The sequence below is a fragment of the Gorillibacterium sp. sgz306347 genome (assembly GCF_059735245.1).
This window is the reverse complement of sequence record NZ_JCAPET010000061.1, coordinates 1-23,245: the sequence shown is the minus strand read 5'-3', so window position 1 is coordinate 23,245 and position 23,245 is coordinate 1. Positions and strand designations below refer to the sequence as shown.

Here is a 23,245-nt window from a genome sequence, read left to right as displayed (position 1 = left end):
CAAGCCGGACGCAAGGCGGGGCAGCGGCGGAGCAAGCCGGACGCCCGGCGGGGCAGCCGCGTCAGGGGGACTGATGGCCGAAAGAGCGGCAATTTGACCTCTCGAATTGTCCTCGAAAAAATCTAACGGTTGCCACAGAGCTTATTCGGGCCAAAAAAGCCCTTTTTAAATTTTAACGGTTGCCACAGCCGCTATTTGCGAAAAAAAGGGCTCCAACCGGTGAAAACACAAAAATAAGCTCCGTGGCAACCGTTAGAAATTCCAAACGCTCTTTTTTGTCCAAATAACGCTTCTGGCAACCGTTAGACGTTCCGCGCCCCTTTCCTGAGCATCAAAGAAGCGATACCTGGGCGTTTTACCTGAGCGCTATAGTGTCGACGACTTGGGCAATCCCCCACCTAATGAAAAGAGCGTCCCTGGACTGCCATTTCGCTTGTTTGCGGAAATTGTGGAATTTGCGGAAATTGCAGAGTTTGCGGGACTGGCGGGACAAAATGTGTCTAACACCTAAAACCACAGAACGATCGTCTAGACCAGGTACGGCAGACGCTAACTTTCATCTTCCTCTTGCCGCCCCGCCGTTTATTGAATTTTCCGGGGGAATTGCCGCCTCGCTTGCGCATCGACCGAACAGAAGTGCCACTCGCGTAGCCAGCAGGCCGTACGAGCACATACTTCTCGGAGCCGGCCGTTTGGCACATATTTCACTGAGCTGGCCTTTATGAACACAGTCTTCGCGGAGCCTGCCGATTTTGCGGGAAGGGTCTTGTTTAAATGGGGGAGCTTGCTTCGGAGCAAAAAAAATAGCACCTCACCGCCAGATGAAGTACTACTTTCTTAAACTATTGCTTGATGATGTCTCTTCCTTTGTAGGAACCGCATACTTTGCACACGCGGTGTGCCAGCTTCAGTTCGCCGCATTGCTCGCATTTCACCATGCCCGGAACCGCAAGCTTGAAATGAGTCCGGCGCTTGTCGCGACGCGTTTTGGACGTTCTCCTTTGAGGTACTGCCATATTTCCCACCTCCTTGCATAAGTAAAAACCGTCAGCGGTCTTCTTCTTTTTCGAAAAATTGGGACAAGCCCGCGAGACGGGGGTCGATTTTCTCCTGGGTACAGCCGCAGGGCCGCTCATTGCGGTTCTCGCCGCAGGTAGGGCACAGGCCTTTGCAATCTTCCCGGCAAAGCGGAACGTAAGGCAGCGCCATCCAGACCGCTTCTTCCACAAAAGGCTTCAAATCGACGGAATCGGTCTTCACTTCGTGAAGCTCGTCATCCTCTTCTTCTTCGGTAAACTCGACCGGGTCCTTCGTGAACCGTTCCCGAAACGGGATCACCAGTTCTTCCGGAGCCGGAGTCAGGCAGCGGGAGCAAAGCATCGTCACTGAAAGCTTGAGCTCACCCTTGACCTCGACCGTACCGTTCTCGGACACGGCGGAAAGCGCCGCATCCAGCTCGCTGAAAGCCGCAAGGTCCTGGCGTCCGCCGAGCAAGTCGGACAAGTCCAGCCGCTCGTGGAGCTCGACCGTACGTTCCCGGGCAAGCAGGTCTTTCATGTTAATTTGCATTATGCATCACTCCAAACAAACAAAAATAATTATAGCTATACCGAAAGGCTGTGTCAACCTTTTCTCACTGACAGCCAGACAAACGCCCGGAATCGGAGAAAGCAGCGAAAAAATGGCACAAGACGGAACGCTGATAAAACAAAGCCGAAAGGTACCGGCATACGGTTCCAAAAAACAGACAAACTGGTCTTCTGGCAACGCGCCAGGGCGGTCTGTCAACTTGGACTCTTCTTCCGGACCGCAGCCCTTATGAGAACCTGGCCGGCAACTGAGACGGCAACCCGTAAGCATATAAAAGTCAAGCCGTTAATGCGACGGCTATCCGCACTGCCGCGACACAACAGTCTGACCCGACAACCCGTGACGGCTATCCTAACCGCAACCCTGGTTAGAATCCGTCCCGCTCACTACGACGGCTATCCGCATTACCACGACGAAACCAGTCTGACCCGCTATGCGCGACGACTGCATCGCTGCCATGAGTGGAGTCTGTATTGCGACGGCAAACCTGCCGCTACCAACAAAACCGACTGATCCTGCCAACCGCGACAGGCAATCCGTACCGAAACCACGAGAACAGTTTACCCCCGGCAACCGTGAGGCAATCCTGACTGGCCCTCAAACTGCGGCGGAATCCGCGTCCATTACGTAGATAATAAGCCCCCTTTATCCCTCCGGTTGCTTCGACGTAATGCTTTGAGGGGCTGTTTCTTTTTTCACCGGGATAGGCGGGTTGGGCGTTTAGCCGTTATCCGTTATAATTCAACTGGGGTGCCGCGGATTATACATTTTGGCCGGACGGCACGAAGGATAGCGTCAGTATGAGGCTTTTGGAGGTCACTTGGGATGAAAACAGCCGGAATCGTGGTTGAATATAACCCGCTGCACAACGGGCATGTCCATCATTTGGAGGAAACCCGACGGATAACGGGAGCGGACGCCGTGCTCGCCGTTATGAGCGGACCTTTTCTTCAGCGCGGGGAGCCCGCGGTCGTGGACAAATGGGCGCGCGCCGAAATGGCGCTGGCGGCCGGAGTCGACCTGGTCTTGGAGCTGCCGGTTCTTTTCAGCACGCAGCCCGCAGAGTGGTTCGCCTACGGTGCGGTCTCCGCGCTTCAGGCGACGGGCGTCGCGGACGCGCTCGTTTTCGGCAGCGAATCCGGCGACGCCGGACCGCTCCGCGCTCTGGCGGCCCGCCTCGCGGCCGAGCCGGAGGAGCTGCGCCTCCGGCTGCAAAGCGAGCTCGCCCGCGGAGCGAGCTACCCGGCCGCCTACGCCGCGGCAGCCGGAGCGATTGCCGGCGGAACGGACGCCGCCGGCCTCGCGGGGCAGCCCAACGATACGCTTGGGCTGCACTACTGCGTGGCGCTCGAGCGGCTCGGCAGCCGCATCGTTCCGCTCGCGATCCCCCGCCAAGGGGCGGGGTATCACGAGCGCGATGCGGCCGGGCCGATCGCCAGCGCCACGGCGGTCCGCCGCCTGCTCGCAGGGGCGGCGGTCCCGGACGGCGGCGGCTCCGCGCAGCCGCCGCAAGGCGAGGCCGCGCTGGAAGCGGCGCGGCCGTACGTGCCCGCGCACACGCTCGCTGTGCTGCGGCGGGAATGGGCGGCCGGACGCGGCCCGGTGGACTGGGAGCGGTTTGCCGCTCCCCTGCTCCACCTGCTTGCCTCCCGGCCGCCGGAGGAGCTTGCCCGCTATACCGACGTAACAGAGGGCTTGGAAAACCGCTTCAAAAGCGCGCTGGCTGCCATTGACCACACCCGGAACGACCGGGTTGAGCAGCTCCTCGCCGCCGCCAAAACAAAGCGGTATACCCGAGCCCGGCTGCAAAGGGCGCTGCTGGGCATTTTGCTCGGCCGCCGGAAGGAGGAAGTGACGCGCGAGACGCTGGCGGCCGGCGTTTCTTATTTGCGCGTCCTCGGGTTCAGCTCCCGCGGTCGGGAGCTTTTGAAGCGGATGCGGCGCACCGCCTCGGTTCCCGTTGTCACCAACGTAACGAAAGCCAACGCCCCGCTGCTCGAAACAGACCTTCGGGCTGCGGCGGCATACGCCCTCGCCTGCCCTCTTCCCGACAGCCGGAACCTGCGGCGCGACTATTATCAGGCTCCACTTCAATGGTTGAGCGACAAAAAGGTTACATGAGCAGCGCCAATAATTGCTTGAGTCTGGAGGCCGGAAATTAAAAAGTGTTCCACCGCTTCAGCATCAAACAGAGTGCGCATTGAACCCTGCTTCCCGCCATTTGTTTGGATGTTCGGAAGGACTTCAATGACGGGCTGGATTTGTCGCGCAGCGGTTCTTGAACTTCTTACACTTCTAATCGCTTTGTTGCTTCCCCGGCAGGTCCGACAAACCGCGGAACACCATGCCGCGGGAGCCACACCGCCCCGCCCGTCCGAAAGAGCGTTTTGAAGAGAACGAGATAAGGGTTGTGAGCCTCTAACCGAAAAAGAGTAAGCACGAATTCCCCACTTCCAGAGGCCACTCGCTCGTATGTTGGACAGTAAGTGCAAAAAGACAACTAATCACACCATTTATCGCTATATTCGACCAAATAGATGCATAAAAGCAATTATTTCATCCATTTTCCCTGGTTATCGCTTTTTTTCTGGAAAATAAGTGCATCTATGTGATTATTTCTCGCCAGACCCCGAAATCTTTGGAAATAAGTGTCGTTTTACACCTATTCGCTTCGCTCTTCCCTATTCCTAGGCCCTTGGTTTTCGTTCCCCTTGCTCCTTATTCCTTGCTTCCTTCTCCTTACTCCTTGCTTCTTTCTCCTTACTCCTTGCTTCCTTCTCCTTACTCCTTGCTTCTTTCTTATTTCTCTCTGCTTCTTTCTCCTTATTCCTCATTCCTTGTTTCTTGTTATCGGTCGTTCGATCCCCCCATCACTCACCTTGTCAGACAAAAAAGCACCGCAAAAGAAAGGACGAGCGAAGCAACTGGAACTGTCCAGATACAATGGGAGCCGTTCAATAGAGGACAGCCTTCGTGGATGGGGGACCAGCCGCAAAGCAACCCTCTCCTATACCTGGACCCTATCAAGCAAAAAAGCGGGACGTTATCACGCCCCGCTTCAAAATCGACCGTCTGCTCTTACCGCACATAGGCCCTTCTTCTTTATCGCACGCTCTCCGCACAGGCATCCCGCTGCAGTTCGGCCCGACTTCGCTCCNCGCTCCGTTTCGCTCACCGGCCACTTCGTTTGCCGCATGCTCTCTCCGCGCGGGCATCCCGCTGCGCTTCGGCCCGCCTTCGCTCCGTTCCGCTCACCGGCCACTTCGTTTGCCGCATGCTCTCTCCGCACAGGCATCCCGCTGCACTTCGGCCCGACTTCGCTCCGTTTCGCTCACCGGCCACTTCGTTTGCCGCATGCTCTCTCCGCACAGGCATCCCGCTGCGCTTCGGCCCGCCTTCGCTCCGTTCACGCATTATCGACGGCAAGCGGCCTGCGGCGCGCCTCCAGTTCCTGCCGGTCTGCGATACCCGCTCTACTCCTTATCGGGCAGTTCCTTCAGATAAGCCAGCGCCTCTTTGAGCGTATGCACCGGTACGATTTTCATCTTGGTGCCGATTTTTTCCGCCTGCTTGCGGGCCACCTCGGCGTTGTCTCCGGCGGGAGCGAAGAAGAGCTCCGCATTTTTCCGGTCGGCGGCCACCACTTTGTACTGAATGCCCCCGATCGGTCCCACGGTTCCCTCTTCGTCGATCGTCCCTGTTCCCGCGATGCGGTGTCCTTTGCCGATGTCCTCGGGTACCAGCTGGTTGATGATCTCCAGCGTAAACATCAGGCCGGCTGACGGGCCGCCGATGTCGCCCGCTTTGATCGAGATGGCGTCCTGCTTGCGGTCCGGCTGCACCGACTGGATGATATTGTAGCTGATGCCGATGCCCACCCGCCGCTCGGCCGGTTGCCCGTCCCCGGCGGCCGTATCGGAGGGGCTTCCGCCGGCCGTCGCCGGAGCGGGCGTCGAGGGCGCCGGCCCGGAAACAGCGGCTTCCGGAGACCCGGAAGGCTCCGCCGTGACGCTTGCTCCTGCGGAAGGGGAAGGGACTGCGGGGTCGGGCAGGTAGGCGAGCTCCACCGACCGGTCCAGCGTCTGGCCGTTTCGGCGGAACGTGACGGCAACGGAATCTCCCGCCTTTTTGCCCTTCAGGAATTCGGCCAGCTGCTCGGGCGAATCGATCGGCTTGCCGTCCAGCTTGAGCAGCTGATCGCCCACCCGGAGCACCTTGGCGGCCGGCATGGACGGCTCGACATGCATGACCATGATGTTGTCGGTCTGAATCCGGTGCGGGATGCCCAGTTCCCGGTAAGCGGCCAGAATCGCGCTGCTCTGCGAGGTGGTCATGCTGTACACCTGCCGCTGGTTGTATTCCTCTTCCGTCTCTCCCCGCAGCACACTTTGCTTTTTGATGATTTCCTTATCCGTCGCCTCGGCCCAGACATAGTTCAGCACATTGGCAGGAAGCACGCCCACCGTCGTCAGCATAAATGTGCTTTTTTCCGGGGGACTGTCGTGTCCCGTCTGCACCATCGGCCGGATGTTGTCCGCCGAGCCGGGCTGGTAGATGTAATACGGAAGAGGATAAAAAACGAGAAAATACGCCGCCGCAAGTCCGATCAGGACAGCGGCGGACAGCTTGATTGCGGCCGCCCGGCCGATTCTGGCCGGCTGCCCCGGCACGCGGCCGCGCGGGCCCCGGCGGTCGTCCGCCCCGTTGTTGCGTTTCATGCGCGCTCCTCCACCTTCATGCTCTTCTCTTTCGCTCGTCCTTCCCCAGTCCAAGCGGGCTTGCCCGCCGTACTTCTAAATACGCGTCAAACCACGTACATATGAACGGACAATCCATATGGAGGGAGAACGCATATGGCCTCCGCCCCAAAAAAAGGCGAAAACAGCCGGCTCGCAACCGGCCTGTACGGACTGGCGGCGCTCCTGCTGGTTCTTTTGATTATCCTCTATCCCGACGATACGTTTCAAGCCTCTCTCGGAGGCCTCCGCCTGTGGTGGACCCTGCTCCTGCCGGGACTGATGCCTTATCTGATTCTGGTGCGGATCGCCGCCGGCCTCGGGTTTGTGCGCGCCGCCGGCGCTTTGGCGGAGCCGCTGCTCGGCCGCCTGTTCCGCCTGACCGGCGAAGGGAGCCGGGCGGCGGCGGCGGGCTTTTTCGGCGGCTTTCCGGCCGGGGCGGAAGAAACCGCCCGCAGCTTTGAGGCCGGGCGCCTGACGCGCGGCGAGGCCGAGCGGGCGATGGCGGCGTCGCATTTCGCCAGCCCCGCTCTTCTCCTGACCGTAATCGGAGCGGGGCTGCTGCAAAACGCAAAAGCCGGGCTGTTTGTGCTCGGCATGCATTACCTGGCCGGCGTTCTTGCGGCCTTCGCCGCCTGCCGGCTGTGGAGCTCCGGCCGGGACGACCCGCCATCCGGCAAGCCGCAGCGGATGCGCTCACGCCCCGGCGCCTGGACCCGCTTCTCCCGCGCCATCGGGGAGGCGCGGGCGGAGGACGGGCGGACCTTCGGCAAGCTGCTCGGGGATTCGGTCGCGTCCGCTACTCAGACGCTTTTTGCCCTAAGCGGCTTCGTCATCTTCTTCTCCGTCCTCTGCCGCATGCTGTCGATCTGGCTGCCGGACTCCGTGCTGCCCGTCTTTTTTCCGCTGCTGCCCGCCCTGCTGGACCCCCACCTCGGCGTTTATTCCGCCGCCGTCCGGCTGTCCGGCCCGCTGCCGCTGTACGCCGTCATCGGCGCTGCGCTCGGCTGGGGCGGCCTTTCGCTGCACCTGCAGGTGCGCTCCCTTTTCCGGCGCGGCGGACCGCGCTACCGCGTCTTTCTCGGCGGGCGGCTGCTTCACGCGGCGGCCGGGTTCTGCCTCACGGCGGCAGCCGGCCGGCGGCTCGCGCCCTGGCTGTCCGGTTCGGCGCCGACCGCCGCCCACGGCGGAATAGCGGCGTGGGGGCCGGCACCAGCCGCCTTTACGGAAACGTTTCCGTCGCTTTGGCACGCGCTGCCCGCCAACCGGGCGCTGGCCGTTTACGGGCTGATTTTTGCTTTCGGTACGGCCGCGCTGCTCTTGCTGGCAGCCGTTAAGCGTTACGGCAAATCAGGGTAACACGCCGCCTTTCCGCTTTTGCCGTTTATGCATCCTCCCTGCCGCCGGCGAACCTGGCGCGAAGCGCTTTTTCCACCGCCTCCGGCACCAGATCGTTAACCGGACCGCCGAACCGGGCCACCTGCTTCACAACGCTCGAGCTGAGATACGAATACTGATTGCTCGACATCATAAAAAAGGTTTCAATCTGCTCGTTCAGCTTCCGGTTGACCGAAGCCATCTGCAGCTCGTATTCAAAGTCCGAAACCGCCCGCAGGCCTTTTACGATCACGTGGGCTTTTTTCTCTGTCATGTAATTGATCAGGAGATCGTCAAAGGAGTCCACTTCCACGTTCGGAATGTCCTTTGTCACTTCCCGCAGCAGGTCCAGGCGTTCCTTCACGCTGAAAAGCGGCTGCTTGCTCATGTTGTTCAACACCGCGACAATCACTTTATCGAATACCTCGGCAGCCCTGGTCACGATATCCAGATGCCCGTAGGTCACCGGGTCAAAGCTTCCGGGGCAAACGGCAACGGAAGGCTCGTGCTTGATGCGTTTCATTGAATTTCCTCCTTCGGCTCGTTGGGTCCTCCCGCTTCGTACCGGTAAACGCTGACCGCCGTTTCGCCGTAAACGGCTTTTTTGGAGCGGCGGAACGGCCCGTAGTGGTCTTCGTACTCATGCCCGGAGTCGTGCTCCACCATGACGGTCGCCTCCGGTTCCAGCAGCCCCAGCGCATCCATCGTCTCCATTAACTGGCCCGCCGTTTTCATTCGGTAGGGCGGATCGAGAAAAACAAGCCGGAACCGGGCCTCCCGTTTGGCCAGCGCCTTCAGCGCCCGGCCCGCGTCGTTCCGGTAAATTTCGGCGCGCTCCTCAAAACCGGTCGTCTTCACGTTGTGGCGGACGACGTCTATGCTTGTCTTGTCCGCATCCACAAACACGGCCCGTTCCGCTCCCCGGCTTAACGCTTCTATGCCGAGCCCGCCGGTTCCGGCGAACAGGTCCAGCACCCAGCCGCCGTCGAAATACGGCCCGATGATGCTGAACACCGCTTCCTTCACTTTATCCGTTGTCGGGCGCGTTCCCGTGCCCGGCACCGCTTTCAGGGGCCGGCCTTTCGCTTCCCCGGATATGACTCTCATGTTCGATACGCCCCCGCTTGTCTCTTGTCTTATCCCGCCTATCGTACCACATTCCGCCGCGCGTCCCAAACCACTTTTGACCCGGCATGTATAAATTTCCCTCCGCCTGTCCAAACTTACAGTATCGGCGTCGCGAGATGCCGTAGACAACCGCGGAGAAGACTTAATTCCCCATAAGGCTTCGTCCGGTTTCTCCTCTCCCATGCAGGCGTCCGCTTTCCCGGCGGACGCCGAATAAACCATTCAGCCCCTGAAACCGGCGGTTTCAGGGGCTTTTTTTGTACAATCCGTTTATTCGCTGCGCAACGCCACGACCGGGTCTTTCTTCGCCGCAAACTTGGCGGGGATGAAGCCGCCGAGCATGGTCAAGGCGACGCTGATCACCACGAGCAGGAAGGCGTGCACGGGGTTCAGCTGGGCGACGTTGGTCAGGTCGGTCAGCGATTTCAGCACCATGTTGACGGGAATCGTCAGCAGATAGGCGATCCCGATGCCGAGCAGGCCGGACAGCGTTCCGATGATGCAGGTTTCCGCGTTGAACACGCGGGTGATGTCTTTTTTCCTTGCGCCGAGCGCGCGCAGAACGCCGATTTCCTTGGTGCGCTCCAGCACCGAGATGTACGTGATAATGCCGATCATGATCAGCGAAACGAACAGCGAGATCGACGCGAACGCGATGAGCACCATGGTGATGCCGTCCATGATGCCGCTCGACAGGCTGGTCACCATCGCGGCGAGGTCCGTGTAAACGATCAGATCCTTGTCGGCCTTGCCTTCGTTCCATTTGTCCAGGTACTGCACCACGGCTTCCTTGGCTTCAAAATCCTTCGGGTACAACGAGATGGAGGCCGGAACGGAGGTTGCGCCTAGAGCGGCCAGCACGTCGTCCTTCGACTCGGCTGTCAAGGGATCCACCGCGCCGGATGTGCCCATCCCCATCCCCATTCCGGGCTGCATGTGCATTTCCGTCACATCCGGAAACGCCTTGCCGGTAAGGACGTTGATACCCGGCTCCGCTTCCTGGGCCTTGACAATGTCGGAAGCCTGCGCGTTCTCGATAAATTGGGCGGCAAGCTCGTCGGAATAGGCGATGCCGGCGGACATCGTCGACATCGGGGAGTCCTGCTGCTGGCGGAGGATGCCCGAAATGCGGAGCGTGACCGCGTTTTCGCTGTTGTACAGGTCCATCAGACCGGCGGCGTTCATCTGAAACCGGCTGTTTTCCGCCCGGACATAGTAGTCGTTGTTATAAATCAGCTTGAATTCGTGTCCCACAATGGAATCGAAGGGGAGACGGTCCGCCTCGTAATCAAGCCCGAGCGCGTCGAGCACCGTCAGGTTGATGCGGTTGTATTCGTCCACGACCATCACCAGATCGGTCGGCGCCTTCGGAAACTCGCCGGCCAGCAGATCGTAGTAGTTCTCCACGTAGCTGCCTTCGGTACCTTCCGGCTTGCTCGGGTAAGGCTGCAGGTTCATCTGCACCGGATTGACGGCGGCGGCGGTTGTGCCGTCCGACCGGAGCAGGTTCAGGTTCACCTTGCGGCTGTAGGAAACGCCGTCGAGAAGAGCCGGATCGATGCCGTCCAAGTAAGCCAGGTAGTCCGGGGTCAGCACATTGCGGTGCAGGATGGTGTTCGCCATCGGATCATAGGGATAGATCTCGCCGGCTTGCGGGAACTCCGTCCATTTTTGCGCCTCTTCGCGCATGTTGGCCGAAGAAGGATCGGACAGGTCGATGTTCGCGGCCGATTCGCTGATCGTGACCGGAAAGTTGGACAGCGCGCCGGACTCGTAGCTGCTGATCTGCTTGTCGAAGCCGTTCGACAAAGACAGGATGAGCGCGATTCCGATGATGCCGATGCTGGAAGCAAAGGCCGTGAGGGCCGTCCGCCATTTTTTGGTGGCGATGTTCTTGCCGGACAGCTTGAGCGCGGTCCAGTAGCTCATCGCAGTCTTTTTCAGCTTGTATGACGATGTTCCGGTTTGTCCGCCCGGCGGGTTGCTGTCCGACACGATGCGGCCGTCGCGGAACTGCACGATCCGGTCTGCGTACGCCTCCGCCAGCTCGGGGTTGTGGGTGACCATAACCACCAGCTTGTCCTTGGCGATCTCCTTGATCAGCTGCATGATCTGCTCGCTGGTCGCCGTATCGAGCGCGCCGGTCGGCTCGTCGGCCAGAATGATGTCCGGGTCGTTGGCAAGCGCCCGCGCGATCGCCACCCGCTGCATCTGGCCGCCCGACAGCTGGCCCGGCTTCTTGTGAATGTGCTCCTTTAAGCCGACCTTCTCCAGCACCTCGACCGCTTTTTTCCGTTTTTCGGAAGCCGGGACGCCGCTGAGCGTCATGCCCATCTCCACGTTATCCGTGATGCTCAGGTGGGAAATCAGGTTGTAGCTTTGGAAAATAAACCCGACGCTGTTGTTGCGGTAGGCGTCCCAATCCGCGTCCTTGAAATTCTTGGTGGACGTTCCGTTGATCACCAGATCCCCGCTGTCGTATTGGTCCAGCCCGCCGATCAGGTTCAGGCAGGTGGTTTTGCCCGATCCGCTCGGGCCCAGAATGGCGACAAATTCGCTTTCGCGGAAATCCAGGCTGACGTCGTTCAGCGCTTGCTGGGTAAACGTCCCGGTGGTATAGCTTTTGGAAATGTTTTTCAGTTGCAGCATTCGGCTGGTTTCATCCTCTCGGCTCTCCATAACGGATTCTCGTTTTTTTTTAGGATACCAGACAAATATGAACTGAATATTAAATTGTGCCGCCCGGATGAACAAAACGGGCCAGCACGCCGTAGCGGGGCGAGCCGAGGAAGCTCGCCATAAACACGAGTCCGGCCGAAAAAGCCATCGCCCCCGAGATGGACGTATCCAGCCACACGGCGATGAAATAGCCGGCGATTGCCGAAAGGACGCCAAGCCCCGCACTCAGTGCAAGCATCACGGACAACCGGTCGGTCCACAGGTAGGCGGCCGCCGCCGGCGCGATGAGCATGGCGACCACCATAATCGCGCCCACCGCGTCGAATGCAGCGACCGTCGTGACCGAAAGCAGCGACATAAACGCATAATGCGTCACGACCACCGGAATGCCGATGCTGGCGGCGAGCGCCGGATCAAATGAAGTGATTTTCAGTTCCTTGTAGAACAACAGGATCGCCGCCAGCACGACAACCAGCACGAGAAGGAGCAGCAGAGGCGCTTCCGGCATTTCCGCGCCCCACGGCAAAACCGTCTTTTCCCAGGGCACAAAGGTGATTTCCCCCATCAGGGTGTGCTTGATGTCCAGATGCGCGTTTCCGACCTTGGTGGCGATGAGAATGACACCGGCCGCAAAAAGCGTGGTGAACACGACTCCGATCGAAGCTTCCTGCTGAACGCCCCGGGCGTGGAGCCACTGCACCAGCAAAGCCGTCAGCAGCCCCGCCGCAACCGCTCCGAGCAGCATATGAACGCCGCTTAACTCGCGGGTGACAAGATAAGCGACCACAATGCCGAGCAGAACCGAATGGCTGATGGCATCGGCCATCATCGCCATGCGGCGCAGGATCAGCCACACCCCCATAAGCCCGCAGGACAACCCAACCAAAGACGCTGTTACCAAAATCCAGCCCGCATAGCTCATCTCGTTTCCCCTCCCCGGGCAGTGCTAGGTCCGGTCCACAGCTGCGCCAGCTCCTTTTTCCGCGCCCGCTGCTGCCAGCGCACCGTCAGCAGCCCCTTGCGGATTCCAAACAGCAGGGAAACGGCAAACCAGGAGGAGGCGACCACTACGATAAAAGGGCCGGTCGGCCATCCTTTTCCCAGCGTGCTGACCAGAGTGCCGAGCATGCCCGACGCGCCGCCGAACAGCCCGGACAGGAGCAGCATTCCTTTAAAGGAATGCGTCCAGTAGCGGGCGCTTACTGCGGGAATGATCAGCAGCGCGGCCATCAGAATGACGCCGACGGCCTGGATGCCGATCACGATGACCAGAACGAGCGTTCCCAGGTAAATCCCGTTCATGAGCCGTCCCGAAAGGCCGAGGCCCGCCGCAAAGCCGGGATCGAATAAAAACAGCTTCCACTCTTTAAAGCCGCATGCCGCTACCAGCATGACCAGGGCGGCCAGCCCGCCCATCAGATAAACATCCTGCCGCACCATGGAAGCCGCCTGCCCGAAAATAAAGCTGTCCAGCCCGCTTTGACTCGCTCCGGCCGTCCGGTTGACCAGGGTGAGCAGCATGATGCCCAACCCGAAGAACACGGCCAGCACGATGCCCATTGCCGTATCCTCCTTGATCCGGCTGGAGGTGCGGATCCATTGGATCAGCAGAGCGCCCAGAAAAGCGCTGACCGCCGCTCCGGCCAGCATCGCCGGCAAATTTTTCGTCCCCATCATGGCAAACCCGACGATCACCCCCGGCAGCGCCGCATGGGACAGCGCGTCGCTCATCAGGCTTTGCCGTTTCCAATAAGCAAGGCAACCGGTCATTCCGGCGGCGGTCCCGAGAATCAGGGTGCTCAGAAGCACCCACTGCGCATTATGGGACAAAAAGTTCATGAGCCCACCTTCTCTCCGCTCCAGCGAAGCGTCCCGCCGTAGGTGCGGAATACATTTTCCTTGGTGAACACCGTTTCCGTCGGTCCATGCGCCAGCACCGTCCGGTTCAGGAGAAGCACATGGTCGAAATAATCCTCTACCGTCTGCAGGTCGTGGTGCACGACCATGACGGTGCGGCCTTTGCTTTTCAGGGCTTTGAGCGTTTCCATGATCGCTTTTTCCGTGGCCGCGTCCACGCCGGCAAGCGGTTCATCCATAAAATAAAGCTCGGCCTCCTGCACCAGCGCCCGGGCCAGAAACACCCGCTGCTGCTGGCCGCCGGACAGCTGGCTGATTTGCCGGTCCGCATAGTCGGCCATGCCCATCGCCGCCAGCGCGGCCATCGCCTTGTCCTTGTGGACCCGGCCGGGCCACTTCAGCCAGCCGACCTGCCCGTACAAGCCCATCAGCACGACGTCCAGCGCGTTGGTGGGGAAATCCCAGTCGACCGATCCCCGCTGCGGCACATAGCCGATCCGCGCTTTGGCCTTTCCATAGGAGGCGCCGAAAAACAACACTTCTCCCGCCAGCCTCGGGTGCAAATCCAGCAGCGTTTTCAACAGCGTCGATTTGCCCGCTCCGTTCGGGCCGACAATCGCCGTCAGCGTTCCCGGCCGCACCCGGAAGGCCACCTCCTCCAGCACGGTGTTTTTGCGGTACGAAGCGGACAATCCCTTGACCTCCAGCACCGTCTCCATGGTCATTCCTCCTTTCCGGCCAGCGCGTTGCGGATCGTGTCCACATTGTGGCGGTACATGCCCAGATAAGTGCCTTCCGGGGTCCCTGCATCCCCCATGGCGTCCGAGAACAGCTCGCCGCCCAGCTTGACGGACAACCCCTGCTCCCTGGCTCCTTCAATAACCGCGTTGACGGAGGCGGGGTTGATGCTGGTCTCCACAAAAACGGCCGGAACCTGATGCTTTGTCAAAATCCCGATGGTTTCCTCGATATCGCCGAGTCCGATTTCATCCTCGGTGCTGAGCCCTTGCAGCCCTACCACCTCCAGTCCCTGCAGCCGGCCGAAATAGCCGAACGCGTCATGCGCGGTGACCAGCACCCGCATTTCTTCCGGAATGGCGGCCAGCTTCTCCCTCGCTTCCTCCTTTAACCGGTCCAGCTCCGCGAAATAAGCGGTTTTGTTTGCTTCAAAATAAGCCGCATTTTCGGGCGAAGCCTTTTTCAATTCCTCGGCGGCCGACCCCAGGGCCTCCTTCCACAAATCGATGTCAAACCAGACGTGGGGGTCGACTGCCCCTTCCTCGTCTTTCAGCAGCCGCTCCTCCGGAATCGCTTCGGCCAGCCCCAGCACGGTCTTCTTTTTGCCGATCTCTTCAAAAACCTTGAGCATATTTGCTTCGAGATGGAGGCCGCTGTAAAAAACGATGTCGCTGTTCTCCAGCTTCTCCACATCTCCCTGAGTCGCGTTGTACAAATGAGGGTCTACGCCCGGCCCCATCAAACTCTCGACGGAGATTTTATCCCCGCCGATGACGGACACAGGCTCCGCAATCTGGGCGATGGTCGTCACGACGCGTAGCTTCCCGTCCGCCGCCGCTTTTTCCCCGCCGCCTCCGCCGGAGCCGCAAGCGGCAAGCGCCAGCGAGCCCGCCATAACAAGCAAACCGGCCGTGATGCGAAGACTGGAATTTCGTTTTTTCTTCATGGTGATCCTCCCTCTCGTTTACATATTTTGGTCAAGTTCTTTCTTGAAACGAAAAGTTTTTCCTTAGGGAAAAATTGTTCTCGAATAGAAAATACTTTCCCTGCAGAAAAAAGTCAATAATTATTTTCAGTTGATTGCCTATAAAAAAAGATCCCGCAGTTTTACCTGCGGAATCCTTGGACCTGATTCTCTTTTTGCCGGTTCTCTTTCGTTCCGGGCCCTCCGGTCAGGGAAGCGCCCGCTCTTTGGCGGGTATCCGCTCCTGCCGCTCCCAGCCTTCCTTGATCAAGATGCTGTCGGGGCTGCGGCCGTCCCACTCGACGTACCGCTGCTCCTGAAGCCCGTCAAGCGCCTTCGCCAAATCGCGCCGGTTCCGGCCCGTCATAGCCGAAAGCTCGGCAAACGTCGGCATCCGCCTGTATTTGGTGAAATAGTTGTAGACAATCCGCAGCAGCTTCCGTTCAATGTCCGCCAGCATGCTCATCCCTCCGAATACAAGATACGGCTTTATTATAGCCGAACAAACGTTCGCTTATCCAGCAGGAAATTCTGTGTCGCATGGAAAAGGAAAACAGCTGCGGCTTGCCGAACTATATTCCGTTGTTCAACAGAAGGCACAAAACCCGGAAGGAGAGCGTACGATGCAGCACCCCTATCACCCTGACGAGCATGAACAGCTCGTGGACATCTGGTACCGCGCCGTTCGTTTGACGCATCATTTTTTGAGCGGGGAGGACCTCGCGTTTTACCGCCGCATTGTCGACGAGGAGGCCCTTAGGGCCGTTGAGGTTTGGGTCGAGCGGAGCGAAGCCGGCGAACCGGTCGGCTTTATCGGCCTCGACGGACCGAAAATCGAAATGCTATTTGTCGATCCCGCCTGCCATGGGCAGGGAATCGGCACCCGGCTGATCCGCCTCGCGCAAGCTCTCAAGGGAGACCGGCTTCAAGTCGACGTAAACGAGCAGAACGAAGGGGCGCGCGCCTTTTACACGCGCTGCGGCTTCGTTCCAACGGGAAGATCGGAGCTGGACGGGAGCGGACGCCCTTACCCGCTGCTTCATTTGGAGCTGAACCCATGACCGTCCTTCTTTGATATTACTGGTCCTTCGTATACCCGTCCCGCTTGTTAAAGGCAAGCTCGAACAGGCCCGTAGCCGACAAACCGGCGAGTCCGCCCGCCCACAGCCGAAGCACCAGCCCCATCTCCGTGAACGGATAAGCCGCGGCTCCGACGCCGATGCCGATCAGCAGCCCGATCAGCGGCACCAGCTTGCGCGGCACGCTGAACACGCTTTTGACCAGCTGGACAAGCGCCATCACAAATACGGCCAGCACCGAGGCAAAAGCCAGCACATCCGTCAGGTTCTGGTTGGGCATCCTAGTTCCCCGCCTTTAACTGCTTCAGGAAGGCGACGGCTTCCCGGCTGGCCAAGCCGGCGTTGTAAAGCATCTGGATGACGTTGAGCTCGGGTTTGGACTTTTCCTGCGAGGTGGTGATGATCCCCGCCTCCTTGGCGGCTGAAACCGCGGCGAGGTATACGTCGGGAATCGGCTCCTTCGCGGACATATTCAGCCGTTTCTCCAGCGCCGCGATCCGGCTTTCGTAAGCCGCCGCAAGCGCCTCCAGCTCGCTGATTTTGCTCATCGCGCTTTGTCCCTCCTTATCGTAGCGGGCGAGTCCGTTCGCCTCGATCAAGCCGGTAAGCTTGGCGACGTAAGCCGGATCGCTCGCGTAGCCCGCGGCCTGCAGCGCGCGGGCGGCGGCGGCATAATCGAGCGCGGCGGCCGCCGTGAAAAACCCGGCCGCGGCATACCGGCGGTTCGCCCGCAAAAAGGCCGAGTGGTCCCGGACGCTCTCTTCCCAGGAGCCGTATGCGCGAAATCCTGCGCGCACGGTGACCGGTTTTCCGTTTACATACTCCACCGTGGTCCTCACCGGGCCGGCTCCCTTGATGCCGAACAGATTGTTGGCGGGCGCGCTTTTTCCCCACGCGCTTTCCAGCGCCGCCTGCGCGATTGTAATCGAGGGCAGCACGCCCGAATCAAGGTAGTCCTCGACGGCCAGCGGCCCCAGCCGCCCGATAAAGGCCGTTTTTTCCATTCCGGCTCCTCCTCTCCCGCCCGCACGCTGCAGCGCGCGGACGAAATCCGCTTCTTTTATAAAGAATGCAGGCTGTCCGCCTCTTGCTTGTACGGACGCCGCCAGGGCGCTCCCCAAAAAGGCGGCCGGATGCGCCCCCCCTTTTCCGGGGCATAATATTGGATACAATCCGCCGGCACGCATACGTATAGTAAAGAACCCGCCAAAAAAATAATGCCGCCGGCGGCCGCGCTTGCTTCACCCCTATTCGGGCCTGGGTAAGAATGCGTAACAGCGTCAAACGGACGGCTTTCCTGTCAACCCTGAACCGGGAGTGGATAATCGGATGACCCAGTCAAAAGCCCTTATTCTATACGCCAGCTTCGGAAACGGCCATCTGCAGGTGGCCCGGTCGCTGCGGGACGCCATGGAGCGAAGCGGCATGCGCGTCACGATGACCGACCTGCTGGCGGAATCCCATCCTCTCGTCAACGGCGTCTCCCGCCGCTTTTACCGCCGCAGCTATTCCCTTTTCCCCGGCCTGTACGGCTGGCTTTACCGCCGGACGAAAGAGATGCGCCACGACCAGCCTTTCGCCAGACGTTTTCACAGCCTTGGAACCCTAAAGCTCAAAAGCATTCTGGAACGGGAAAAACCCGATCTGGTCGTGAATACATTTCCCATGCAGGCCATGGCCGAGCTGAAACGGCGCGGCACGGCGATTCCGACGTGCACCTTCGTGACCGATTTTACGGCGCATGGCCGCTGGCTTCATCCCGAGGTGGATGCCTATTTTGTCGCTACGGAGGACCTCGCGGAGCAGATGGCGCGTAAGGGGATTCCCCGCGAGCGGATTCACGTCAGCGGCATTCCGCTCCGGCCCGGGTTTCTCCGCCCGCTGGACTGCGACCGGATTTACCGGGCGTTCCGCCTCTCCCCGGCGCGCAAAACGCTGCTGGTGATGGCCGGCTGCCCTACCGTCGGCCGGGGGATCGAGGAGATCGGGGCCTCGCTTGCGGCCCGCTCCGATCTCCAGACGGTGATCGTCTGCGGGAGCAACCGGAGTCTGCAAGCGCGGCTTGCGGAACGGTTTGCGGGCCGTGACAACGTCCGGGTGCTGGGAGTGGTTCGCGAGATTCCCATGCTGATGGCGATTGCCGGCTGCCTGGTGACCAAGCCGGGCGGCCTTACGCTGGCGGAAGCGCTCTGCGCCAATCTGCCGACCGTGCTTTACCGGCCGGTGCCCGGCCAAGAGAGCGAAAACGCCGAATACCTCGAGCAGCGGGGCGCCGTTCTGGCCGCCGAGAACCCCGGCGAGCTGGAAGCGCATATCGCCCGCCTTCTCCGGGACGAAGACAAGGCGCGGCAGCTGCGCCGCGCCATGGCCGCCCTGCGCCGCCCGCGCTCTACCGAAGAGGCGGTGGCCGTGATGGCCGAAAGCCTCGCTTCCGGCGCATGGACCCCCGCGCCGACGGAAACCCGGCCGGCGGCGGCTCTGTCGCGCAATTATGTGACGTGAGAGAGCCGTCTTCCACCGGCGGCCCCGGACGGCAAAAAGCACCCGCAACGCCCGGTAAGCCGCTTCCGGCCGGAGCTCTGCGCCTCCGCCGGCCGCCTGCGGCGTATCGGGTGCTGCTGTGCTTTCGGCTTCCCGCGGTTCAGGCTTCCTCCGCCTCAAGCACGTTCCGCATATCCAGCCATACCGGCTCTTCCCCGTCCCGGTCAAGCCGGATCCGCCGCCCGGGCAGATCCGCGCGCCCTATCCGGCCGGTCAGGCGGGCGATGCCGTATTCTCCGTAAACCGTCAGGCAAACGGAGCCTCCGCCGGCCAGCGAATCGCCGATGACGCGGGCAATTTCCTCCCGCTTCTGCTCATCCAGCTCGGGAAGCGTTCTTCTTTCCCGTTCCTTGTAGTGGGCCCGGATGCGCTCTTTGTGTTCCGGCAGCATCATCCGGGACGATTCCCACAGGCCGTTCCCCTCCAGCTTTTTGCCCATTCGTTCCGCTCCTTTCCCATCCTCTTGCCTTTCGGCTCAAGAAGGCTTGCCGCTCCCTCCGCGATCAATCCTTTTTTGGACCGGTCCGGCTTTCAAACGTATCCACATACAGGTTGCCCGCTCCATCCACCTGCGCCAAAAAGACCTGATCCGCCGACAGCCCCGCCTGCTTCAGCTCATTGTCCAGCCAGTCCCGCGTCCGCCCGGCCTTTTCCAGCGCCTTTTTCATCACCTTGCCGTCCATGATGACCGTCTGGGGTTCTTTTCCCCGGCCGACCGGAAGCCCCAGCTCTTGAGGCGTTACCGGCAGATGTTCTTTTTTCAGCAGCACGTTGACGTCTCCGCTCGGTTCCATGATGGCGAACTCCACCTCGGCCGCGTGAAATACGTTCCTCTTGTGCAGCTCCTCCATCAGTTCATCCGCGGTGATGCGTTCCTTTTTCAGATTCCTCTCCAAAATTTCGCCGCCCTGAATGAGAACCGTCGCCTTGCTGTCGAAAAAATTCCGGAGCCTTTTGCTTTTCAGCTGCAGGAATTCGATGCCGAGGGAAACGCCCACCCAGACGCATATGGAAATCACCCCCAGGTACCACGCCATCTGAAGCTCCAGACAGATGTAGGCCGCGATGCTGCCGATGGTGATCCCGGTGATGTATTCGAAAAGGGAAAGCTGGGACACCTGCCGCTTGCCCAGCGCCTTGGTCATCCAGAACAAGACGACGACGGCCAGCAGGGTGCGCAGCGCCACTTCCAGCCAATCGGGCATGAGGAACCGCCTCTTTCCGTAGTGCTTTCATGGCGTTACCATGCCCGTTTTCCATAAAATTCATTCTCCTCCCCTTGGCTCGGGCAGCCGTTTGACGGCCAGCGAAAGGAGAAGCCCTACGCCGGCATAGCCAAAAAGCGGGTAGAGGTACCCAAGCAAAGCGGAAAAGCCGATTTGACCGATCCATAAGCACGTCAGCAGGACGACAAGGGCAATGACGGTTTCGGGGAGGCGCCAAATGCTTTGGAGCTGCCGGGTAATGCCGAAAACGTTGCCGAGCACCGTTGTGAAAATTTCCCCATAGAGCACAAGCGAGAACAAAAGGGCGACGCTCCGGCCCAGGTTCCCGATCAACTCCCCCATCGGAATTTCGAACCGGGCGATCTCCGGCATTTGCGAGCTCATGGCCAAGTGGCTCGCCGCCAGCATCAGGCCGAGGAGGATGGCGCCCCACACGCCGCCCCGCTTCAGCACGCGCTCGTCGGCGGCTTCTTTGCCGAGCGGCACGAGAACCGCCAGCATCGAGGCCAGGTTCAGCCCGATGTATACGAGCGGATTGACCAGCCACTGCAGGGTTTCCGCGCGGTATCCCTGCCAGGCCGCCGCCGCGGGCCACCCCTCTCCCGCCAAAGCGTTCAGAGCGACCAGAAGGCCGAAAAACAGCATCAGGGGAACGACCAGCGAATTGGCGGCGAGAATGCCCGTCATTCCTTTGGCCATGACCAGGCAGCTCAGCAAAATGCTCAACAGGATGCCCAAATGCTCGGGCAGCCCGAACTGTTCCTCAAGCAGAGCACCGGTTCCCGAAAGCATAACGGCCGTCACGCCGTAAAGCGTCAAAAAGACCAGCAGGTCGGCGAATTTGGCAAAGCGCTCCCCGAACAGGTGGCGGTTGAGCTCCCGGTAGGAAAATGCCTGAATGCGGTGCGCGAGCAGCATGGTTTTGGTGCCGATCCAGACAAAAAGCAGCGTGCTGAGCAGGATCGCAATCAGCCCGCCGCCGCCGTGCACCGTAAAAAACTGCATGATCGACTGGCCGGTGGCAAAGCCTGCTCCGACGATGGTACCGGCATATGTAGCGGCGATCTGGATCGCCTGGCGGGTGCTTCGGGCCATCGGCTTGTCCTCCGGAACCATGGATAAGATCGAACCCTTCCATAGTATGCCGGCCGCGGGGCCTGTATTCCTCTTTCGCGGCGGCGGCGGCGTGGCGGCAGGCGGACCGGCGGCGGACGGCGCGATGCGGGCCGGGGTGCGGCGGCAGGCTTATTTGTAATGCCCGCCGATTTTGCCCGAGCGGTCCATCGCCTGGCCCGCGGCCGTCAGGGACGCCGCCCGCACGATGGCGGAGGAGCCATACCGCTGCTTGATCGCATCCGTCGCCTGCTCCAGCGCGCGGAACCGTTCCCGGTCGCCGTCGAACCAGGCGAGCTGGTATTCCTCGCCGGAGACGAGGCCGGTGAGGGCGAGGCCCGCCTTGCGGACCGGCTGGCCGTCCCAGAACCGGTGAAACAGCTCGCGTGCGGCAGCGTACACGGCGCCGGTGACGTTCGTGGGCACGGCCAGTTTTTGCTGCCGGTGAAAGCCGGTCGGCCGGTCAAAATCCGCCCCGGTGCAGCCAACCGATACCACGGCCCCCATCAGGCCTTTGGAGCGGCAGCGGCGGCACACCTCCTCGGCCAATTCCAGCAGCACCGTGTCGATCTCCTCCCGGGTCCGGTAATCGCGCGGCAGCGTCATGTGGTGGCCGACGCCTTTTTGCCCCTCATGCGCACGGACTGTGACAGGAGAGTCGTCCATGCCATTGGCGACGCGCCACAACACCTCTCCGTTGACGCCCCACCGCTTTGTCAGCCGCTGCAGCGGCGTGCTGGCAAGATCGCCGATCGTATGGATGCCGAGCCGGTTCAGGTGTTTTCCCATACGCGAGCCGACGCCGAACATTTTGCGGACGGGACAAGGCCAGATCGCGGCGGCCAGATCGTCCCGGGACGCCCGGAAGATGCCGTCCGGCCGCCGCTTGGCGATCAGGTCGCAGGCCATCTTGGCGACGGCCTTCGTCTCGCCGATGCCGACGCGGGCGAACACGCCGGTCGCCTCCATGATGCGGGCCTGGATCTGGGCCGCCACGGCTTCGGCCGAACCGCCGAACAGGTGAAGCGTCGGCGTCACGTCGACAAACTGCTCGTCGACGGAAAACGGCTCGACGAGGTCGCTGAACGACTCGAGAATCTCCGTAATCTCCATGGACACGAGAATGTAGCGCTCCATCCGCGGCTTGATTACGACCAGATCGGGACAAATCCCGAGCACTTCGCCGAGTGCGTTGCCCGTGGCCACCCCCCGCTGCTTGGCGATCGGGCACGCCGCAAGCACAATGCCCGACCGGCGTGCCGGGTCGCCGGCTACCGCCAGCGGCCGATCACGGTACTCGGGATGGGCCGCTTTTTCCACACTGGCGTAAAAGCTCTGCATGTCCACCAGCAAAATGGTTCGCTTGCGCTTCTCCGTATCCCTCAACGCCGCCCGCTCCTTTTTGTCCGATTGCGTTCCTGCCCTCCTAAGCATATTCATTATATACCGAACTTATGTTCGCATATACCGGTAATATCTTGATAAGCTGGGGAGCCGGAGCAAGCGGTTCCGGTTCTTGGGGGCGGCGCAACGAAAAAATGGGGGTATGCCAAAAAAACCGCGTCCGAACGGCGCGGTCAGACTGCCGGGAAACCCGTGTCTTTAAAATGCCGGACTTCTAGGTGCCGGGAAATCCCGGTCTTGTACTGCCAACAATCCGCTTCCGTGCCAACCGAAAGTTTCTATGTCAAACGCGGTTAAAACACGCACACGGGGCTCGGCCGCTTAAAGCTACGGCCCGGGCTACTGGCGGTCAAATGGCTACGAGCCTGAAGCGGGGACAGCCGATCGAGCGCGGAGGACAACTTTTCAAACTCATTCATGCTCCGGAACTAACTCGGAACTGTTCGACAGTCGCGTTAACTCCAAAATTGCTTGATGGTTGCGTTCACTCCCAATTGTTTGACGGTTGCGTAACCCTGGACTGGCTGACGAATGCGTTAAGCCAGAGCCGATTTACTTGATGGTTGTGCTAAGTCGGTACTACTTGATGGTTGTGCCAGCCTTGGCGCCTCAAAGGTTGGCGATCTCGAGACGGATTGAAACGAAAGTTGCGCTAACGGTTGCCACAGAGGCTATTTGCCTCAAAAAAGGGGGGTGCGAAATTGTAACGGTTGCCACAGCGCTTATTTTCACTTTTTGGCTCGTTTTGGTCCATTTTTTCCGAAATAGGCGCTGTGGCAACCGTTGCTATGAACGTTTTTGTCAAGCGCTCCA

General features: G+C 60.4%; 22 protein-coding genes. 4 read left to right on the top strand and 18 right to left on the bottom strand.

All coding sequences use genetic code 11. The annotated features are described in order from the left end of the window. Positions 1-842: 842 nt before the first annotated feature. Together rpmF and AC6I6H_RS20750 are read right to left on the bottom strand one after the other, a co-directional pair. Positions 843-1,016 (bottom strand): 50S ribosomal protein L32, encoded by a 174-nt coding sequence (gene rpmF / locus AC6I6H_RS20755; protein WP_497956272.1) that lies wholly within the window; start codon positions 1,014-1,016, stop codon positions 843-845. Positions 1,017-1,047: 31 nt separating this feature from the next. After that, positions 1,048-1,569, bottom strand: a complete 522-nt coding sequence (locus AC6I6H_RS20750; RefSeq protein ID WP_497956271.1) for a YceD family protein — start codon at positions 1,567-1,569, stop codon at positions 1,048-1,050. Between the two features lie 846 nt (positions 1,570-2,415). Here AC6I6H_RS20750 and AC6I6H_RS20745 point away from each other — a divergent pair. Further along, a complete protein-coding gene (locus AC6I6H_RS20745; RefSeq protein WP_497956269.1) occupies positions 2,416-3,711 on the top strand; it encodes a nucleotidyltransferase in 1,296 nt (431 codons plus the stop codon). A gap of 566 nt (positions 3,712-4,277) precedes the next feature. Here AC6I6H_RS20745 and AC6I6H_RS20740 read toward each other — a convergent pair. Together AC6I6H_RS20740 and AC6I6H_RS20735 are read right to left on the bottom strand one after the other, a co-directional pair. Then, positions 4,278-4,424, bottom strand: a complete 147-nt coding sequence (locus AC6I6H_RS20740) for a hypothetical protein (protein ID WP_497956267.1) — start codon at positions 4,422-4,424, stop codon at positions 4,278-4,280. A 639-nt stretch (positions 4,425-5,063) separates the two neighbouring features. Next, positions 5,064-6,308, bottom strand: coding sequence for a YlbL family protein (locus AC6I6H_RS20735; protein WP_497956266.1), 1,245 nt, complete (start codon positions 6,306-6,308; stop codon positions 5,064-5,066). A 135-nt stretch (positions 6,309-6,443) separates the two neighbouring features. Here AC6I6H_RS20735 and AC6I6H_RS20730 point away from each other — a divergent pair, with 135 nt between their 5' ends. Next, entirely contained in the window at positions 6,444-7,685 is a 1,242-nt protein-coding gene (locus AC6I6H_RS20730) for a nucleoside recognition domain-containing protein (protein ID WP_497956265.1), read from the top strand. A gap of 25 nt (positions 7,686-7,710) precedes the next feature. Here the strand turns inward: AC6I6H_RS20730 and coaD are convergent, their stop codons facing one another. The 8 genes from coaD to AC6I6H_RS20690 form a co-directional block, all read right to left on the bottom strand. After that, complete coding sequence (gene coaD, locus AC6I6H_RS20725) at positions 7,711-8,226, bottom strand: pantetheine-phosphate adenylyltransferase (RefSeq protein ID WP_497956264.1); 516 nt, start codon at positions 8,224-8,226, stop codon at positions 7,711-7,713. Beyond that, complete coding sequence (rsmD, locus tag AC6I6H_RS20720; protein ID WP_497956262.1) at positions 8,223-8,810, bottom strand: 16S rRNA (guanine(966)-N(2))-methyltransferase RsmD; 588 nt, start codon at positions 8,808-8,810, stop codon at positions 8,223-8,225. The genes coaD and rsmD overlap by 4 nt, the downstream gene beginning before the upstream one ends. Before the next feature lie 291 nt (positions 8,811-9,101). After that, complete coding sequence (locus AC6I6H_RS20715) at positions 9,102-11,480, bottom strand: ABC transporter ATP-binding protein/permease (RefSeq protein WP_497956260.1); 2,379 nt, start codon at positions 11,478-11,480, stop codon at positions 9,102-9,104. A 79-nt stretch (positions 11,481-11,559) separates the two neighbouring features. Beyond that, positions 11,560-12,432, bottom strand: coding sequence for a metal ABC transporter permease (locus AC6I6H_RS20710; RefSeq protein ID WP_497956258.1), 873 nt, complete (start codon positions 12,430-12,432; stop codon positions 11,560-11,562). Further along, positions 12,429-13,349: a metal ABC transporter permease gene (locus AC6I6H_RS20705; RefSeq protein ID WP_497956256.1), complete on the bottom strand. Its 921-nt coding sequence runs from the start codon at positions 13,347-13,349 to the stop codon at positions 12,429-12,431. Before AC6I6H_RS20705 ends, AC6I6H_RS20710 begins: the two co-directional genes overlap by 4 nt. Further along, positions 13,346-14,086: a metal ABC transporter ATP-binding protein gene (locus tag AC6I6H_RS20700; RefSeq protein ID WP_497956254.1), complete on the bottom strand. Its 741-nt coding sequence runs from the start codon at positions 14,084-14,086 to the stop codon at positions 13,346-13,348. Before AC6I6H_RS20700 ends, AC6I6H_RS20705 begins: the two co-directional genes overlap by 4 nt. A gap of 2 nt (positions 14,087-14,088) precedes the next feature. After that, the gene (locus AC6I6H_RS20695) at positions 14,089-15,051 is read right to left on the bottom strand and encodes a metal ABC transporter solute-binding protein, Zn/Mn family (protein ID WP_497956253.1); all 963 of its coding nucleotides are present in this window, start codon (positions 15,049-15,051) and stop codon (positions 14,089-14,091) included. Between the two features lie 226 nt (positions 15,052-15,277). Beyond that, positions 15,278-15,529: a hypothetical protein gene (locus AC6I6H_RS20690; RefSeq protein ID WP_497956251.1), complete on the bottom strand. Its 252-nt coding sequence runs from the start codon at positions 15,527-15,529 to the stop codon at positions 15,278-15,280. Between the two features lie 163 nt (positions 15,530-15,692). On the opposite strand from AC6I6H_RS20690, the gene AC6I6H_RS20685 reads away from it, so the two are divergent. Continuing rightward, on the top strand, positions 15,693-16,130 hold the full coding sequence (locus tag AC6I6H_RS20685) for an acetyltransferase (protein WP_497956249.1): 438 nt from the start codon (positions 15,693-15,695) through the stop codon (positions 16,128-16,130). 16 nt (positions 16,131-16,146) lie between these two features. Here AC6I6H_RS20685 and AC6I6H_RS20680 read toward each other — a convergent pair whose 3' ends face one another. Together AC6I6H_RS20680 and AC6I6H_RS20675 are read right to left on the bottom strand one after the other, a co-directional pair. Next, positions 16,147-16,428: a holin gene (locus AC6I6H_RS20680; RefSeq protein WP_497956248.1), complete on the bottom strand. Its 282-nt coding sequence runs from the start codon at positions 16,426-16,428 to the stop codon at positions 16,147-16,149. Position 16,429: 1 nt separating this feature from the next. After that, positions 16,430-17,152: a glycoside hydrolase family 73 protein gene (locus AC6I6H_RS20675; RefSeq protein WP_497956246.1), complete on the bottom strand. Its 723-nt coding sequence runs from the start codon at positions 17,150-17,152 to the stop codon at positions 16,430-16,432. Positions 17,153-17,477: 325 nt separating this feature from the next. Between AC6I6H_RS20675 and AC6I6H_RS20670 the strand changes: the two genes are divergently transcribed. Further along, entirely contained in the window at positions 17,478-18,650 is a 1,173-nt protein-coding gene (locus AC6I6H_RS20670; RefSeq protein ID WP_497956244.1) for an MGDG synthase family glycosyltransferase, read from the top strand. Between the two features lie 139 nt (positions 18,651-18,789). On the opposite strand, the gene AC6I6H_RS20665 is transcribed toward AC6I6H_RS20670, so the two are convergent. The 4 genes from AC6I6H_RS20665 to AC6I6H_RS20650 form a co-directional block, all read right to left on the bottom strand. Next, on the bottom strand, positions 18,790-19,128 hold the full coding sequence (locus tag AC6I6H_RS20665) for a YolD-like family protein (protein ID WP_497956242.1): 339 nt from the start codon (positions 19,126-19,128) through the stop codon (positions 18,790-18,792). A gap of 64 nt (positions 19,129-19,192) precedes the next feature. After that, positions 19,193-19,894 carry a DUF421 domain-containing protein gene (locus AC6I6H_RS20660; RefSeq protein WP_497956240.1) on the bottom strand — a complete coding sequence of 234 codons (702 nt, stop codon included), beginning with the start codon at positions 19,892-19,894 and terminating at the stop codon, positions 19,193-19,195. Positions 19,895-19,954: 60 nt separating this feature from the next. Then, on the bottom strand, positions 19,955-21,010 hold the full coding sequence (locus tag AC6I6H_RS20655; protein WP_497956238.1) for a YkvI family membrane protein: 1,056 nt from the start codon (positions 21,008-21,010) through the stop codon (positions 19,955-19,957). 150 nt (positions 21,011-21,160) lie between these two features. Continuing rightward, complete coding sequence (locus AC6I6H_RS20650) at positions 21,161-22,414, bottom strand: DNA polymerase IV (protein ID WP_497956236.1); 1,254 nt, start codon at positions 22,412-22,414, stop codon at positions 21,161-21,163. Positions 22,415-23,245: the final 831 nt, after the last annotated feature.

Coding starts and splice junctions, on each gene's coding strand:
- AC6I6H_RS20740 (WP_497956267.1), bottom strand. CDS start 4,424: ATGAGGAATAAGGAGAAAGAAGCAGAGAGAAATAAGAAAGAAGCAAGG.
- AC6I6H_RS20660 (WP_497956240.1), bottom strand. CDS start 19,894: ATGCCCGATTGGCTGGAAGTGGCGCTGCGCACCCTGCTGGCCGTCGTC.
- AC6I6H_RS20670 (WP_497956244.1), top strand. CDS start 17,478: ATGACCCAGTCAAAAGCCCTTATTCTATACGCCAGCTTCGGAAACGGC.
- rpmF (WP_497956272.1), bottom strand. CDS start 1,016: ATGGCAGTACCTCAAAGGAGAACGTCCAAAACGCGTCGCGACAAGCGC.
- AC6I6H_RS20690 (WP_497956251.1), bottom strand. CDS start 15,529: ATGCTGGCGGACATTGAACGGAAGCTGCTGCGGATTGTCTACAACTAT.
- AC6I6H_RS20745 (WP_497956269.1), top strand. CDS start 2,416: ATGAAAACAGCCGGAATCGTGGTTGAATATAACCCGCTGCACAACGGG.
- AC6I6H_RS20675 (WP_497956246.1), bottom strand. CDS start 17,152: ATGGAAAAAACGGCCTTTATCGGGCGGCTGGGGCCGCTGGCCGTCGAG.
- AC6I6H_RS20715 (WP_497956260.1), bottom strand. CDS start 11,480: ATGCTGCAACTGAAAAACATTTCCAAAAGCTATACCACCGGGACGTTT.
- AC6I6H_RS20655 (WP_497956238.1), bottom strand. CDS start 21,010: ATGGCCCGAAGCACCCGCCAGGCGATCCAGATCGCCGCTACATATGCC.
- AC6I6H_RS20680 (WP_497956248.1), bottom strand. CDS start 16,428: ATGCCCAACCAGAACCTGACGGATGTGCTGGCTTTTGCCTCGGTGCTG.
- AC6I6H_RS20695 (WP_497956253.1), bottom strand. CDS start 15,051: ATGAAGAAAAAACGAAATTCCAGTCTTCGCATCACGGCCGGTTTGCTT.
- AC6I6H_RS20730 (WP_497956265.1), top strand. CDS start 6,444: ATGGCCTCCGCCCCAAAAAAAGGCGAAAACAGCCGGCTCGCAACCGGC.
- coaD (WP_497956264.1), bottom strand. CDS start 8,226: ATGAAACGCATCAAGCACGAGCCTTCCGTTGCCGTTTGCCCCGGAAGC.
- AC6I6H_RS20685 (WP_497956249.1), top strand. CDS start 15,693: ATGCAGCACCCCTATCACCCTGACGAGCATGAACAGCTCGTGGACATC.
- AC6I6H_RS20700 (WP_497956254.1), bottom strand. CDS start 14,086: ATGGAGACGGTGCTGGAGGTCAAGGGATTGTCCGCTTCGTACCGCAAA.
- AC6I6H_RS20710 (WP_497956258.1), bottom strand. CDS start 12,432: ATGAGCTATGCGGGCTGGATTTTGGTAACAGCGTCTTTGGTTGGGTTG.
- rsmD (WP_497956262.1), bottom strand. CDS start 8,810: ATGAGAGTCATATCCGGGGAAGCGAAAGGCCGGCCCCTGAAAGCGGTG.
- AC6I6H_RS20735 (WP_497956266.1), bottom strand. CDS start 6,308: ATGAAACGCAACAACGGGGCGGACGACCGCCGGGGCCCGCGCGGCCGC.
- AC6I6H_RS20750 (WP_497956271.1), bottom strand. CDS start 1,569: ATGCAAATTAACATGAAAGACCTGCTTGCCCGGGAACGTACGGTCGAG.
- AC6I6H_RS20665 (WP_497956242.1), bottom strand. CDS start 19,128: ATGGGCAAAAAGCTGGAGGGGAACGGCCTGTGGGAATCGTCCCGGATG.
- AC6I6H_RS20705 (WP_497956256.1), bottom strand. CDS start 13,349: ATGAACTTTTTGTCCCATAATGCGCAGTGGGTGCTTCTGAGCACCCTG.